This window comes from Micromonospora sp. NPDC023644 (genome assembly GCF_040640115.1).
Classification (GTDB): Bacteria; Actinomycetota; Actinomycetes; order Mycobacteriales; family Micromonosporaceae; genus Micromonospora.
Genome location: NZ_JBFABA010000017.1, coordinates 1 through 13271, shown reverse-complemented (window position 1 = coordinate 13271; position 13271 = coordinate 1). Strand labels below are relative to the sequence as shown.

Genomic DNA, 13271 nt, shown 5'->3' with positions numbered 1-13271 from the left:
GCCCGCCGCCCGGCATCCGACGCGACGGGGCGGCACCGTCAGGACATGTCGCGCAGCGCGTCCTCGATCGCCCGGTGGAAGGTCGGGTACGCGTAGATCATCTGCCGGAGCCGGGCGAGCGGCACGGCCGCGTGCACCGCGACCACCAGGCCGGAGAGCACCTCGCCACCGGCCGGTCCCACCGAGGTCGCGCCGATCAGCACGCCCTGGTCGGCGTCCGCGACCAGCTTGACGAAGCCCTCGTTGCCGGCCTTGTGGATCCAGCCCCGGGCCGACGACGGCACCCGGGCGAGGCCGACCTGCACGTTGACGCCCCGCTCGCGGGCCTGCCGCTCGGTGAGGCCGACCGCGCCGACCTCGGGGTCGGTGAAGGTCACCCGGGGCAGCGCCCGGTAGTCGGCGCGCGGCACCGCACCGGCGGAACCGCCCGACCCCGTGGTGCCCGACGCGCCGACCGCCCCGGACGCGCCACCCGTCGCGCTCGCGGTGCCGCTGGGGTCGGCCCCGCCGTCGGCGCGCCAGGCGTGGTCGAGCACGTCGGCGACGACGATCCCGGCCTGGTACATCGCGACGTGCGTGAACGCCCCCTCGCCGGTCACGTCGCCGACCGCCCAGATCCCGTCGGTGACGTGCAGCCGGTCGTCCACGGCCAGGTAGCGCCGGCCGGCGTCCACCCCGACGGTGTCCAGGCCCAGCTCGTCCAGGTGGGCCCGGCGACCGGTCACCACGAGCAGCCGCTCGGCGGTGAACTCCGCCCCGCCGGCCCCGTGCAGGGTGAAACCGCGCCCGTCGTGGCTGACCCGCTCCGCCCGCACCCCGGTGTGGATCTCCACCCCGTCGGCGCGCAGCGCGGCGGCGGCCACCTCGGACGCCTCCGGCTCCTCGACGGCGAGCACCCGGTCCAGGGCCTCGACCACGGTGACCCGGACCCCGAACCGGGCGAACACCTGCGCCAGCTCCAGCCCGATCGCCCCGCCGCCCAGCACCAGCAGCGACTCCGGCAGCTCCTCGACCTCGATCGCCTGCCGGTTGGTCCAGTACGGCGTGTCGGCCAGCCCGTCGACCGGCGGCACGGACGGCCTGGTGCCGGTGCCCAGCACGATCCCGTGCCGGGCCTGGAAGACCCGCTCGCCGACCCGGACCCGGCCGGGGCCGTCGAGCCGGGCGCTGCCCCGGACGAACCGCCCGCCCTTGCCGGTGAACCGCTCCACCGCGACCGTGTCGTCCCAGGTGTCGGTGGCCTCCTCGCGGATCCGCCTCGCCACCGGCGCCCAGTCGGGCCGGACCTCGGCGGTGCCCGCGAGCCCGTCCACGCGGCGGGCCTCGGCGATCGCGTTGGCCGCCCGGATCATCATCTTGCTCGGCACGCACCCCCAGTACGGGCACTCCCCGCCGACCAGGTCGCGCTCGACGCCGACGACGGTCAGCCCCGCCTCGGCGAGCCGCCCGGCCACCTCCTCGCCGCCGACCCCGAGCCCGACCACGACCACGTCCACCAGTTCCGGATCCGCCATCCCGCCAGCATCGCGCACCGTTCGGCGGCCGGCCAGCCCGTCGCCGGCGGAAATCCGCTCCCCGCCGGCATCGGGACCTCCTACCGTGGCCGGATGCGCACACGCTTCGCCGCCGTCCACGACTGCTTCGCCGGGCTGCTCGCCGAGGGCCGGGAGACCGGGGCGGGCCTGGCGATCTGGTACGACGGCGAGCCGGTGGTCGACGTCGTCGGCGGCGAGCGGTCACCGGGGCGGCCGTGGCTGCCGGACACGCTGGTCAACGTCTACTCCGCCGCGAAGCCGGTCGCCGCGCTCTGCCTGCTGGCGCTGGTCGACCGGGGCCGGCTCGACCTGGACGACCCCGTCGCCGACCACTGGCCCGGCTTCCGCGCCCCGGCCACCGTGCGCCAGGTGTTGACGCACACCGCCGGGCTGCCGGCCTTCCCGGTGCCCCGGCCGGCCGCCGCCGTCGCCGACTGGGACCTGCTCTGCGCCGACCTCGCCGGCGCCGAGCCGGAGTGGCCGCCGGGGTCCGTCGCGGGCGAGCACGCCTGGACGTACGGGCACCTGGTGGGCGAGCTGGTGCGGCGCGTCGACGGGCGGTCGGTGGGCCGTTTCCTCGCCGAGGAGATCGCCGGCCCGTGGCGGCTGGACCTCGGCTTCGGCCTCGGCGAGGCGGACCAGCGGCGCTGCGCCGAGCTGCGGTACGGCGACCCGGGGTGGCCGGAGCGGGTGGCCGGCGAGCCGGGCTCGCTCTGGGCGCGGGCGCTGGACAACCCGCCCGGCGGCCGGGACCTGTCGGTGGTGAACGGCCCGCTCTGGCGCGGCGCCGAGGTGCCGGCCGTCAACCTGCACTCGACCGCGGGCGCCCTGGCCCGCCTCCACGCGGGCCTGCTCGCCGGCGGCGTCCTCGACGGCGTGCGGCTGTTCAGCCGGGAGCTGGTGGCCGAGGCGACCCGGGTCCAGTACGACGGCGACGACCTGCTGCTCGGCCGGCGGACCCGGTGGACGCTCGGCATGCAGTGGGAGGAGGACGGCAGCTGGGGCATGGGCGGAATCGGCGGCAGCTCCGCCTGGGCCGATCCCGGACGCGGCTACACCTTCGCCTACGCCACGTCCCACCTGGCCGACCACGACCGGGTCGACGCCCTGGTGGACGCCCTGCACTCCTGCCTCTGACCCGACGAGGGCCCGTCGGACGGTCAGCGGCAAGGGGCCGTCAGGGGGTGGACAGGGCCAGCGGGCCGGGCACCAGGGCGGGCCCGGGAACCACCACCGGCGTGCCGACGGGGGTGAGCAGGGCGCGGGCGGCCACCGCCATGCGGCGGCGCTGCGGCACCAGCGCCCGGTCGGCGAAGACGTCGTAGTCCCGCGCGGCCACCTCGTCCAGGATCCCGCCGTACAGCGCGTAGGCGGTGCGCATGCAGGCCTGCGAGGCGGGCGCGAGCAGGGTGATCCCGGGGGCCGCGGCGGCGTAGTGCGCCTGGGCGCGGGTCACCTCGTACGCGATCAGCTCCCGGATCCGCGACGTGGCATGGCGCCGGGCGCGCGCCTCGGCCAGGTCCTCGCGGGTGACGCCGAAGCGGGCCATGTCGTCGTCGGGCAGGTAGGTCCGCCCCCGGTCGAGGTCCTCGGCCACGTCCCGGATGAAGTTGGTGAGCTGGAAGGCGAAGCCGAGCTGGCGGGCCGGCTCCCGGGCCGCCGCCGGGTCCGAGCTGCCCAGGATCGGCAGCATCATGGTGCCGATCACCGCCGCCGAGCCCTCCATGTAGTCGAGCAGGTGGTCGTAGGTGCGGTACGAGGTGACCGTCAGGTCCATCGCCATGCTCTTGAGAAACGACGCGAAGTCGTCCCGGTCGAGATCGAAGACGGCGATCGTGTGCAGCACGGCGGGCAGCAGCGGGTCCTGCACCGGCTCGCCGTGCAGCCCGGCGACGAAGCGGCCGGCCCAGTCGTCGAGGCGCGCGGCGCGCTCGGCCGGGGGCAGTTCCTCGGTCCGGTCGACGATCTCGTCGGCGTAGCGCGTGAATCCATACAAAGCATGCACATGCCGTCGTTTCCAAGCGGGCAGCAGCCGCGTGGCGAGATAGTAGGTGCGGCCGTGCCGTCTGTGCAGCTCACGACAGCGGCCATAGGCAGCGGTGAGATCGGTGTCCACCGGCCCTCCTCAATTATCGACGCATCAATCGACGCAACTCGTAAGCCTAGGGTACGCTCGGGCGCATGGCCAACGACGCAGTTGCGAAGAACTCGCTCCGCGTGGCCCCCGCCGGCCCGACCGACGGGGACGACCCGGTCCGCGCGGTCCTGGCCGCGTACACCAACGACCTGGTCACGGCGGTGGAGGGCACCCTCGCCGCCTTCCTGGCCACCGAGGTCGACGCGCTGAGCGAGATCGACGCGGCGATGGGCGGATTCGCCGCGACGGCGCGCGACTGCGTGCTGGCCGGCGGCAAGCGCGTCCGCCCCACGTTCGCCTACTGGGGGTGGCGCGGCGCGCCGGGCGGCACGGCTCCGCTGTCGTCGGTGCTGCCCGCGTTCGCCGCCCTGGAGCTGCTGCACACCTTCGCCCTCGTGCAGGACGACGTGATGGACGCCTCCGCGACCCGCCGTGGCCGGCCGACCGTGCACATGGCGCTGGCCGCCCGGCACGCCGCCGCCGGCCACCGGGGCGACCCGCGTCGGTTCGGCGAGGCCGCCGCGGTGCTGATCGGCGACCTCTGCATGGTCTGGGCCGACCGGCTCCTCGCGCACGCGGCGCTGCCGCCGGCCCGCCTGCTCGACGTCCGGCGCTGCTACGACCAGATGCGCGTGGAGACGATTGCCGGGCAGTACCTCGACGTGCTCGGCGAGAGCGACGCGGCGAACTGGTCGGTCGACCGGGCGCTGCGGGTCGCCCGCTACAAGACCGCGAGCTACACGGTGCAGCGACCGCTGCTCTTCGGCGCCCGCCTGGCCGGCGTCGGCGGCGACGCCCCGCTGACCGCCGCCTACACCCGCTACGGGCTCGCCGTCGGCGAGGCGTTCCAGCTCTGCGACGACCTGCTCGGCGTCTACGGCGACCCGGCGACCACCGGCAAGCCGGCCGGCGACGACCTGCGCACCGGCAAGCCGACCGTGCTGCTCATGCTGGCCCGGCAGCTCGCCACGCCGACCCAGCGGCGCGCGCTGGACGGCGTCGGCACCGACGTGGGGGACGCGGAGGTCGCCCGGCTCGCCGAACTGGTCGCCGACACCGGGGCCGTCGACCGGGTCGAACGCATGATCTCCGACCGGGTCACCGAGGCGCTGACCGCGCTCGGCACCGCGTCGATCGACGAGACCGCGCGCACCGCGCTCACGGGTCTCGCCACCGCCGCCACCAACCGGCGGGCATGATGGGCAACTTCGCACAAGGAGGTGGTCGCGTGCGCACCGTTGACGGGCGTACGGACCGGGTGGTCGTCGTCGGTGCCGGGCTGGGCGGGCTGGCCTGCGCGCTGCACCTGGCGGGCAGCGGTCGACAGGTGACCGTGCTGGAGCGCGAGCCGGTGCCGGGCGGCCGGGCCGGCCGACTCGGCGTGGACGGCTACGAGTTCGACACCGGGCCCACCGTGCTCACCATGCCCGACCTGATCGCCGAGGCGCTCGCCGCGGTCGGCGAGGAGCTGGACGACTGGCTCGACCTCACCCCGCTCGACCCGGCCTACCGGGCCTACTACCCGGACGGGTCGACGCTGGACGTCATCACCGACACCACCCGGATGGCCGCCGAGATCGCCCGGGTCTGCGGCCCCCGCGAGGCCGACGGCTACCTGCGCTTCGTCGACTACGCGCGCAAGCTCTGGCAGTGGGAGCGCGCCGACTTCATCGAACGCAACCTGGACGCGCCCACCGACCTGCTCACCGGCAACCTGGTCAAGCTGCTGGCGGGCGGCGCCTTCCGCCGGCTCCAGACGAAGATCAACCAGTTCTTCCAGGACCCGCGCACCCAGCGGATCTTCTCCTTCCAGGCGATGTACGCCGGCCTCGCGCCGCACGACGCGCTGGCCATCTACGCGGTCATCGCGTACCTCGACTCGGTGGCCGGGGTCTACTTCCCGCGGGGCGGCATCCACGCGGTCTCCCGCGGCATGGCCGGCGCCGCCGAGAAGCACGGCGTCGAGATCCGCTACGACACCACGGTGACCCGGGTGGAGACCGCGAACGGCCGGGCCACCGGCGTGGTGACCGCCGACGGCGAGCTGATCCCGGCCGACGTGGTCGTGCTCAACCCCGACCTGCCGGTCGCCTACCGCGACCTGCTGCCGCCGAGCCGTCCGCGCCGGCTCACCTACTCCCCTTCCTGCGTGGTCCTGCACGTCGGTTCGACGCAGGGGTATGGGAAGATCGCCCACCACAACATCCACTTCGGACGGTCGTGGAAGGGCACCTTCGATGAGGTCATCCGGCGGGGCCAGCTGATGAGCGACCCGTCCCTGCTGGTCACCAACCCGAGCCGGACCGACCCGTCGGTGGCGCCCGCCGGGCGGCACACCTACTACGTCCTCGCCCCGGTGCCCAACCTCGACCGGGCGCCGTTCGACTGGCGGGGCGACCTCACCGGCCGCTACGCCGACCAGCTCGTCGAGACCCTGGAGGAGCGCGGCTACGTCGGCTTCGGCGCCGGCGTCGAGGTGCTGCGGGCCGTGACCCCGGCCGAGTGGGCGGAGCAGGGCATGGCCGCCGGCACCCCGTTCGCCGCCGCGCACAGCCTCTTCCAGACCGGCCCGTTCCGCCCGTCGAACCTGCACCGGACGCTGCCGAACGTCGTCTTCGTCGGCTCGGGCACCCAGCCCGGCGTCGGCGTGCCGATGGTGCTCATCTCCGGCAAGCTCGCCGCCGGCCGCATCACCGGGGAAGCCTGATGGCCCTCCCCCTCGGACCCGGGAGACACCTGCCGTGACCACCCGCGAAGAGCATCTCGTCGAGCTCGTCGACGACACCGGGCGGCCGCAGGGCGAGACCACCGTGTCCGTCGCCCACCAGCCCCCGGGCCAGCTCCACCGCGCCTTCTCGGTGCTGCTCGTCGACCCCGACGGCCGGGTGCTGCTGCAACGGCGGGCGCCGGTGAAGACCCGCTTCCCGCTGCGCTGGGCCAACTCGTGCTGCGGCCACCCCGCGCCCGGCGAGTCCCTGGTCGAGGCCGCCAACCGCCGGCTGCGCGAGGAGCTCGGCGCCGACCCGGTCGAGCTGACCGAGGTCGGCGTGTACGTCTACTACGCCGAGGACCCGACCACCGGTCGGGTGGAGTTCGAGTACGACCACGTCCTGCGGGGCGAGTTCCGGCCGGACAGCCCGCTGCTGCCCGACCCCGACGAGGTGGCCGAGCTGCGCTGGGTCGACCCCGTCGCGGTGGTGGCCGACCTCGACGCCGATCCCCGCGCGTACGCACCGTGGCTGGGCGGGGTGGTGAACCGGCTGCTGGCCCCCTCGGGGCCGACCGCCGGCCCCCCGGACCCGGCCGTCACCCCGCCCGGCCCGCCGGCGAACGACGCGTCGGAGCGGTCGGGTGGCCGATGAGGCGCTGAGCGCGGGAGCCGTCGCCCGACGGCTGGGCGTCGCCGTGACCACCCTGCGCACCTGGCACCAGCGCTACGGCCTCGGGCCCAGCGAGCACGTACCCGGGCACCACCGGCGCTACACGCCGGCCGATCTCGCGCGCCTGGAGATCATGCGACGGCTCACCGCCCAGGGGGTCACCCCGGCGGAGGCGGCCCGCTGGGCCCGCCGGGCGCCGGACGCCGTGCCCACCGACGCCGGCGTACGCCCACGGGTGCGCGCCGTCGCCGGCCGGGACGGCGGCGGGTCGACGATCCCGGTGGGCCGGGCCGGGCCGGCGGCCCGAGGGCTGGCCCGCGCCGCCATGCGGCTGGACTCGGTCGCGATCGGCGAGACGATCGCCCGGGCCGTCCAGGCGGACGGCGTGATCGCCACCTGGGACGGGTTGCTGCGCCCCGTGCTCTTCGGCATCGGGGAGCGGCACGCCGCCACCGGCGGCCTGATCGAGGTCGAGCACCTGATGTCGCGCTGCGTCTCGGAGGCGTTCGCGGTGGTGGCCCGGGCCGGCGCGCCCGCCGGGCCGGCGCGCATCGTGCTCTCCTGCGCCGACGAGGAGCAGCACACCCTGCCGTTGGAGGCGCTCGCCGCCGCGCTCGCCGAGGCCGGGGTCGGCTACCGGATGCTCGGCGCCCGGATGCCGCTGCCCGCGCTGCTCGAGGCCGTCAACCGGACCGGACCGGCCGCCGTGGTGATCTGGTCGCACGCCCGGGCCACCGCCGACCCCGCCCAGCTCAACGCCCTGCTCGCCGCGCCCCGCCGGCCGCTGCTGGTGCTCGCCGCCGGGCCGGGCTGGCGGGCGGACACGCTGCCCGCCGGGGTGGTGCGGCCGGTCGACCTCACCGAGGCGGTCTCGTTGGCGCTGGCCCTGCGCGACTCGCTGGACCAGGCGACCTCCGACTGACCGGACCACCTCCGACTGACCAGGCCACCTCCGACCGACCGGGCGGCCTTCGACGACCGGGGTGCCGGGGCGGGCTGACCGGGGGTGCCGGGGCGGAACGCCGTCCACTAGCGTCGGGAGGTCCGCCGACCCCGACCCTCCGGGAGCGAACGATGCGCCCACGCGCCGTGCTGGCCGCCGGCCTGACTCTGCTCCTCCTCCTCGGCGGCTGCGGCGAAGCCACCGCCACCGGTCCGCAGGTCGTCGGCCCCAGGCCGGTCGCCTCGGCCCCGCTGCCGGACGAGCCGGCTCCGTCGGCCAAGCCGCGGCCGACCCGCAGCACCCCGCCCAGGCGCCTGGTCCGCCCGCTGCCGACCACACTGCCGGCGGGGCTGCGTCGCACCACCGGCGTACGGGCGGTGGCGTTGACCTTCGACGACGGGCCGGACCCGGCCTGGACGCCGAAGGTCCTCGACCGCCTCCGGGCGGCCCGGGTCACCGCCACGTTCTGCGTGGTGGGCACCCAGGCCCGGCGTCACCCCGAGCTGGTCCGGCGGATCGTCCGGGAGGGCCACCAGCTCTGCAACCACAGCTGGAACCACGACCTCCACCTCGCCCGGCGGCCGGTCGCCGAGATCCGGCGGGACCTCGTCCGCACCAACGCGGCTATCCGGGCGGCGGTGCCGGGCGCCAAGGTGCCGTTCTACCGGCAGCCGGGCGGCCGGTGGACGCGCGAGGTGGTGACGGTCGCCAGCCAGCTCGGCATGCGGTCGCTGCACTGGAACGTCGACCCGCAGGACTGGGACAAGCCGACCGCCGCGACGATCGTCAAGCGGGTACGCGCCGCGGCCCGGCCCGGCTCGGTCGTGCTGCTGCACGACGGGGGCGGCGATCGGGCGGCCACGCTGGCCGCCTGCTCCCGCCTGATCACCGACCTGAAGCGCCGCTACGGCGTCGCCCGGCTGCGCTAGAGGCGTCTGACCTGCGGTTTTGCGCGTCGCTGTGGCTAGGGCCATACCGGTTTGGTCGAGAGACCGATCATCACGTAAGCTATCCAAGCCTCCGGCGGGGCCGGATGGGAGCAAGTCCGCTTGAAGTTGCGAGTGTGCAATGATGGCGGGGCCGCCCTCATCGTCTAGCGGCCCAGGACGCCGCCCTTTCAAGGCGGTAGCACGGGTTCGAATCCCGTTGGGGGCACGGTCCGGCTTCGGCCGGAGGCAACAAAGCTAGGTCCTGTGGAGCAGTTGGAGTGCTCGCCGCCCTGTCAAGGCGGAGGTCGCGGGTTCAAGTCCCGTCAGGACCGCCAGCGCAGAACGCCGCGCCATGCGCGGCGTTCTGCGTATCGGGGCATGTGACCCTCCCGGCGGAGAACCCGCCGTGCGGGTAGCATGAACCGAGCAACACGGCCAGGTAGCTCAGTTGGTACGAGCGTCCGACTGAAAATCGGAAGGTCGGCGGTTCGACCCCGCCCCTGGCCACATAGCCTTTCGCCGGGCTACAGGAGCGCCGATCAGCGGAAACGCCGGTCGGCGCTCCGCTTTGCGCCCTGGGGAACCCGGCTGTCCGGTCCGACCCCTCGTCGACCCGGAAAAATCCCGCCGCCGGCCCGGACCCCCTGTCGCACGCGGTTCGCACGGCCAGCCGTCGTCCCGGCCGGCCGGATGCGCGTCGCCAGGCGGATCTTCTCGGTCGGGTTCGCAGACCGCCGCGCGGCGACGCCCCTGCTACGTTGCGTCCTCCTGGGGCCGGCTTCCGGCGACCAGGACTGAGGCTGCCCCCGGGAGGAACGCGGTGCCCACCGTCGACATGCCTGCACTGCGCGAGCGGATCGTCGCGAGCATCTGCGCGACGATCGGCCCGATGCTCGAGCGACGCCCATCGGAGGAGCTGTACGCGGTGGCGCTCACCACGGACAGCGACGTCATCACGGTGAACATCCTGGCGCACACCGAAGAAGCCCTCGATGTGCTTGTCGAAGCCGACGATTCGTACGCCGACGGCTACCGCTGGTGGCCCGACGAGTGGGTCGTCGCGGATGACGACGGGACGCCCGGGCATGGTGTCGAGTCGATGGTCCAGATCAGCCGGGACATGTTCGACACCCACCTCTCCCTCGGCGACGACGCCGAGGCGCACGGCGAATGGTGTGTCCGGGCCCGCGCGACGCTCGAAGAGGCCCTGGGCGACCAGCGCGTCCGGGCGAGCATCGCCGACGTCAACCCCGCCTGGCACCCCGTGCTGTTCGTCACGGAGACGGACGGCAACTCGCATCTCACGGTGCGCAGCATCGACCTCCTCAACAGCGGCCACCCGAACCCCGGCCTCGTCGCTTCCGCCCGCGACTTCTTCGACGAGACGGACGACGACTGACGGCGAAGGATGACGACCGTCGACGGGTGACGGCGCACGGTTGCTCACGCCTTGCCAACAGGCGGCGTCCGGCGACCGCACACGACGAGCCCCGTACCCCCGAGCCGTCCGCGACCCACCCCGGAACCAATCGCCGTATCCGGCTATCATCGCGCAATGGCGATTGGTTGTACTCCCGGGCTGGCTCCCGCCGCGGCGCTGTTCCGGTCACTCGGTGATCCCACCCGGCTGGCCATCCTGCGCCGGATCGCCACCGGAGAGGCGCGGGTGGTGGACCTGACCAACGAGCTGGGGCTGGCGCAGTCGACGGTGTCGAAGCACCTGGCCTGCCTTCGGGACTGCGGCCTCGTCGACTACCGGGTGGCGGGCCGCCAGTCGTTCTACGCGCTGACGCGACCCGAACTGCTGGATCTGCTGCGGTCGGCGGAACAGGTTCTCGCTGCCACGGGCGAGGCGGTCGCCCTGTGCCCGGTCTACGGCGCGCCGGCCGGTGCGGTGACCACGTGAGCGTGTCGCTGCTGACCCCGGAGCGTCGGGCGCTGCTGTCGCGGCGCAGCCTGTGGCTGGCCTACGCCACGGCCGGCTACAACCTGTTGGAGGGCCTGATCGCGATCGCCGCCGGCGCGGCGGCCTCGTCCACGGCGCTGGTCGGCTTCGGCCTGGACTCGTTCGTCGAGGTGTCCAGCGCTGCCGTGCTGATCTGGCAGTTCCGCTCACGGGTGCCCGAGGACCGGGAGCGACTGGCGCTGCGGCTGATCGCCGTGTCGTTCTTCGCCCTGGCCGCCTGGGTGACGTTCGACGCCGTCCGCTCGCTGTCGACCGGCGGGGACGCCGACGCCAGCCCGGTGGGTATCGGCCTTGCCGTCGCGTCGCTGATCGTGATGCCGCTGCTCGTACGGGCCAAGCGGCGCACCGGCCGGGAACTCGGCTCGGCGACAGTCATGGCCGACTCGACGCAGACCATGTTGTGCACGTACCTGTCCGCGGTGCTGCTCGTCGGCCTGGTCGTCAACGCCGTCTGGGGATGGTCGTGGGCGGACCCGATCGCCGCGCTCGTGATCGCCGGGGTCGCGGTGAAGGAGGGCGTCGAAGCCTGGCGCGGGGAGCACTGCGACGACTGCGCGCCCCTGCCCGCCGCCGGCCAGGGCTCGGACTGCGCCGACGCCTGCTGCACCGACGGGAAAGCCTGACGATGCCCTGGCTCGCGCTGCTGCTCTACCTGCTGGGCCTGCTGCTCGCCTTCGGCTGGCGCACCCTGACCCAGTGGCGCCGCACCGGCGACACCGGCCTACGCCTCGACGCCGGCCCGCCCGGCACCCTGCGGTGGTGGGCGAAACTGCTGTTCGTCGCCGCCCTCGTGCTCGGCTCGGCCGGTCCGGCCGCCGCCCTCGCCGGCCTGCCGCCGCTGCCCGTCCTCGACAACCGGCCCCTGCACGTGGTCGGCCTGGTCGTCACCGTCGCCGGCATCGGGGCCACGCTCGCCGCCCAGCTCGCCATGGGTGCCTCGTGGCGGATCGGCGTCGACCCCGACGAACGCACCACCCTGGTGACCAGCGGCGCGTTCGGGCTCGCCCGTAACCCCATCTTCACCGCCATGGCGGCCACCACCCTCGGCCTGGCCCTGATGGTGCCCAACGCCGTATCCCTGGCCGCCTGGCTCGCCCTGCTCCTCGCGCTGCAGCTGCAGGTCCGCGCCGTCGAGGAGCCGTACCTGATCGCCACCCACGGCGACGCCTACCGCCGCTATGCGGCCAGAGTGGGCCGATTCCTGCCCGGCCTGGGCCGGATCGGCGCGTAGAGGCGGCTCCCGAGCGCCTGACCCGTAGGTGGGAGACGCAGCCCCGGGTCTAGCGCCGGAACAAAACGAACCAGCCCGCCCCGGCCACGGCGAGAAGGAGCGCCACCACGAGCAGGGTGCGCCCGGCCAGGGAGGGCATGGGCAGGAGAAACGGTGCCTGCTGGAGCAGCAGACACGCGCCGAGCAGCGCCTGGCCGCCGCCGAGGCGGACTGGTTGGAGCCGCTGGCTCGCCGTGAGGCGGGCGACCCGCGCCCACACCGGGGGGAACCGACGCGTCACGGCGACCCGCAGACCGAAGACGATCATGGCCAGGCTGAGGACCACGATCACGAGGCGCGCGGCGGTCCACACCGGGTCCGGATCACTCGGGCTCATGCGACCCATCGTGCGAGGGGCGTCAAGGCCGACAGCGGCGTCGGCAGCGGCCCGCTCAGCCGCTGCTGTCGCAGGTGCGCGGTACGGTCCCGCCATGGCAGCCAGAATCAGCCTGACCCTCGACTGCAGGGACGCGAAGCTCCTCGGCGAGTTCTGGAAGACGGCACTGGGTTACGTGGACGAGCCCCCGCCCGCCCCCTTCCAGAGCGTCGAGGAGTGGCACGCGAGCTTCAACCTGCCGGAGGACGACCCGGTGGACGACGTCGCATGGCTGTGCGATCCCGACGGCGTCGGACCCGCACTCTCCATCCTCAAGGTGCCCGAGCCGAAGACAGCGAAGAACCGACTGCACATCGATGTCCGGGTGCCGGGGCACGGCACCCCCGACGAGCGGTGGGCGCGGATCAGGGCCGAGGCCGAGCGGCTGGTGGAGGCGGGCGGAACCGTCCTGGAGGACTTCACCGGCCACCACGTCGTCATGGCCGACCCGGAGGGCAACGAGTTCTGCGTCGCCGCGTCCTCGGCATGACGGCGCACCCCGTCCGCCCGCCCCGACCGCTGTCGACGGACGGATCTGGGACAGCGGTGGGCCGCTCGGCTCTGCCAGGCTGACCACCGACCCGCCCTGGTGTGCCGTGTGCGGCGGGCCGGCGCGACGGGGGGGGGGGGGGGGGGGGCCGGGGGGGGGGCGGCCCCCCCCCCCCCGGGGGGGCCCCGCCCGGGCGGGGGGGGGTTAAACGGGGCCCCGGGGGGGTGGGACAAAGGGGGGTGGTG

The 13271-nt window shown here is 74.5% G+C and carries 14 protein-coding genes and 3 tRNA genes; 14 read left to right on the top strand and 3 right to left on the bottom strand.

Going from position 1 to position 13271, the window contains the following annotated elements:
• Positions 1–38: 38 nt before the first annotated feature.
• Positions 39–1514 (bottom strand): FAD-dependent oxidoreductase, encoded by a 1476-nt coding sequence (locus AB0G08_RS15445; RefSeq protein WP_358087605.1) that lies wholly within the window; start codon positions 1512–1514, stop codon positions 39–41.
• 93 nt (positions 1515–1607) lie between these two features.
• On the opposite strand from AB0G08_RS15445, the gene AB0G08_RS15440 reads away from it, so the two are divergent.
• Positions 1608–2672 carry a serine hydrolase domain-containing protein gene (locus AB0G08_RS15440; protein ID WP_358087603.1) on the top strand — a complete coding sequence of 355 codons (1065 nt, stop codon included), beginning with the start codon at positions 1608–1610 and terminating at the stop codon, positions 2670–2672.
• A 40-nt stretch (positions 2673–2712) separates the two neighbouring features.
• On the opposite strand, the gene AB0G08_RS15435 is transcribed toward AB0G08_RS15440, so the two are convergent.
• Positions 2713–3651 (bottom strand): phytoene/squalene synthase family protein, encoded by a 939-nt coding sequence (locus AB0G08_RS15435; RefSeq protein ID WP_358087600.1) that lies wholly within the window; start codon positions 3649–3651, stop codon positions 2713–2715.
• Between the two features lie 65 nt (positions 3652–3716).
• Here AB0G08_RS15435 and AB0G08_RS15430 point away from each other — a divergent pair, with 65 nt between their 5' ends.
• The 12 genes from AB0G08_RS15430 to AB0G08_RS15375 all read left to right on the top strand — a co-directional run bounded on the left by AB0G08_RS15430 (position 3717) and on the right by AB0G08_RS15375 (position 12121).
• Complete coding sequence (locus AB0G08_RS15430; RefSeq protein ID WP_358087597.1) at positions 3717–4871, top strand: polyprenyl synthetase family protein; 1155 nt, start codon at positions 3717–3719, stop codon at positions 4869–4871.
• A 29-nt stretch (positions 4872–4900) separates the two neighbouring features.
• Complete coding sequence (gene crtI / locus AB0G08_RS15425; protein WP_358087594.1) at positions 4901–6379, top strand: phytoene desaturase family protein; 1479 nt, start codon at positions 4901–4903, stop codon at positions 6377–6379.
• A 34-nt stretch (positions 6380–6413) separates the two neighbouring features.
• Positions 6414–7034 (top strand): isopentenyl-diphosphate Delta-isomerase, encoded by a 621-nt coding sequence (gene idi / locus AB0G08_RS15420; RefSeq protein ID WP_358087591.1) that lies wholly within the window; start codon positions 6414–6416, stop codon positions 7032–7034.
• Positions 7024–7974, top strand: a complete 951-nt coding sequence (locus AB0G08_RS15415) for a MerR family transcriptional regulator (protein ID WP_358087589.1) — start codon at positions 7024–7026, stop codon at positions 7972–7974. Before idi ends, AB0G08_RS15415 begins: the two co-directional genes overlap by 11 nt.
• Positions 7975–8126: 152 nt before the next feature.
• Positions 8127–8924, top strand: a complete 798-nt coding sequence (locus tag AB0G08_RS15410; protein ID WP_358087587.1) for a polysaccharide deacetylase family protein — start codon at positions 8127–8129, stop codon at positions 8922–8924.
• Between the two features lie 153 nt (positions 8925–9077).
• Positions 9078–9150, top strand: a tRNA-Glu gene (locus AB0G08_RS15405).
• Positions 9151–9182: 32 nt separating this feature from the next.
• Positions 9183–9259 (top strand) — tRNA-Asp (locus AB0G08_RS15400).
• A gap of 98 nt (positions 9260–9357) precedes the next feature.
• Positions 9358–9431: transfer RNA gene (locus AB0G08_RS15395), tRNA-Phe, on the top strand.
• Positions 9432–9744: 313 nt separating this feature from the next.
• Positions 9745–10323 carry a DUF4303 domain-containing protein gene (locus AB0G08_RS15390; RefSeq protein ID WP_358087585.1) on the top strand — a complete coding sequence of 193 codons (579 nt, stop codon included), beginning with the start codon at positions 9745–9747 and terminating at the stop codon, positions 10321–10323.
• Positions 10324–10479: 156 nt separating this feature from the next.
• Entirely contained in the window at positions 10480–10830 is a 351-nt protein-coding gene (locus AB0G08_RS15385) for a metalloregulator ArsR/SmtB family transcription factor (RefSeq protein WP_358087582.1), read from the top strand.
• Entirely contained in the window at positions 10827–11513 is a 687-nt protein-coding gene (locus tag AB0G08_RS15380) for a cation transporter (RefSeq protein WP_358087579.1), read from the top strand. Before AB0G08_RS15385 ends, AB0G08_RS15380 begins: the two co-directional genes overlap by 4 nt.
• A 2-nt stretch (positions 11514–11515) precedes the next feature.
• Positions 11516–12121: an isoprenylcysteine carboxylmethyltransferase family protein gene (locus tag AB0G08_RS15375; RefSeq protein WP_358087576.1), complete on the top strand. Its 606-nt coding sequence runs from the start codon at positions 11516–11518 to the stop codon at positions 12119–12121.
• 49 nt (positions 12122–12170) lie between these two features.
• On the opposite strand, the gene AB0G08_RS15370 is transcribed toward AB0G08_RS15375, so the two are convergent.
• Entirely contained in the window at positions 12171–12497 is a 327-nt protein-coding gene (locus tag AB0G08_RS15370) for a hypothetical protein (protein WP_358087573.1), read from the bottom strand.
• A gap of 94 nt (positions 12498–12591) precedes the next feature.
• Here AB0G08_RS15370 and AB0G08_RS15365 point away from each other — a divergent pair, with 94 nt between their 5' ends.
• Positions 12592–13026 carry a VOC family protein gene (locus AB0G08_RS15365; RefSeq protein ID WP_358087571.1) on the top strand — a complete coding sequence of 145 codons (435 nt, stop codon included), beginning with the start codon at positions 12592–12594 and terminating at the stop codon, positions 13024–13026.
• The last annotated feature ends 245 nt before the right edge of the window (positions 13027–13271 follow it).

Bases quoted from the DNA above. Each gene is read 5' to 3' on its own strand.
- AB0G08_RS15445 (WP_358087605.1), bottom strand. From the start codon at position 1,514: ATGGCGGATCCGGAACTGGTGGACGTGGTCGTGGTCGGGCTCGGGGTC.
- AB0G08_RS15440 (WP_358087603.1), top strand. From the start codon at position 1,608: ATGCGCACACGCTTCGCCGCCGTCCACGACTGCTTCGCCGGGCTGCTC.
- AB0G08_RS15430 (WP_358087597.1), top strand. From the start codon at position 3,717: ATGGCCAACGACGCAGTTGCGAAGAACTCGCTCCGCGTGGCCCCCGCC.
- AB0G08_RS15410 (WP_358087587.1), top strand. From the start codon at position 8,127: ATGCGCCCACGCGCCGTGCTGGCCGCCGGCCTGACTCTGCTCCTCCTC.
- AB0G08_RS15385 (WP_358087582.1), top strand. From the start codon at position 10,480: ATGGCGATTGGTTGTACTCCCGGGCTGGCTCCCGCCGCGGCGCTGTTC.
- AB0G08_RS15375 (WP_358087576.1), top strand. From the start codon at position 11,516: ATGCCCTGGCTCGCGCTGCTGCTCTACCTGCTGGGCCTGCTGCTCGCC.
- AB0G08_RS15370 (WP_358087573.1), bottom strand. From the start codon at position 12,497: ATGAGCCCGAGTGATCCGGACCCGGTGTGGACCGCCGCGCGCCTCGTG.
- AB0G08_RS15365 (WP_358087571.1), top strand. From the start codon at position 12,592: ATGGCAGCCAGAATCAGCCTGACCCTCGACTGCAGGGACGCGAAGCTC.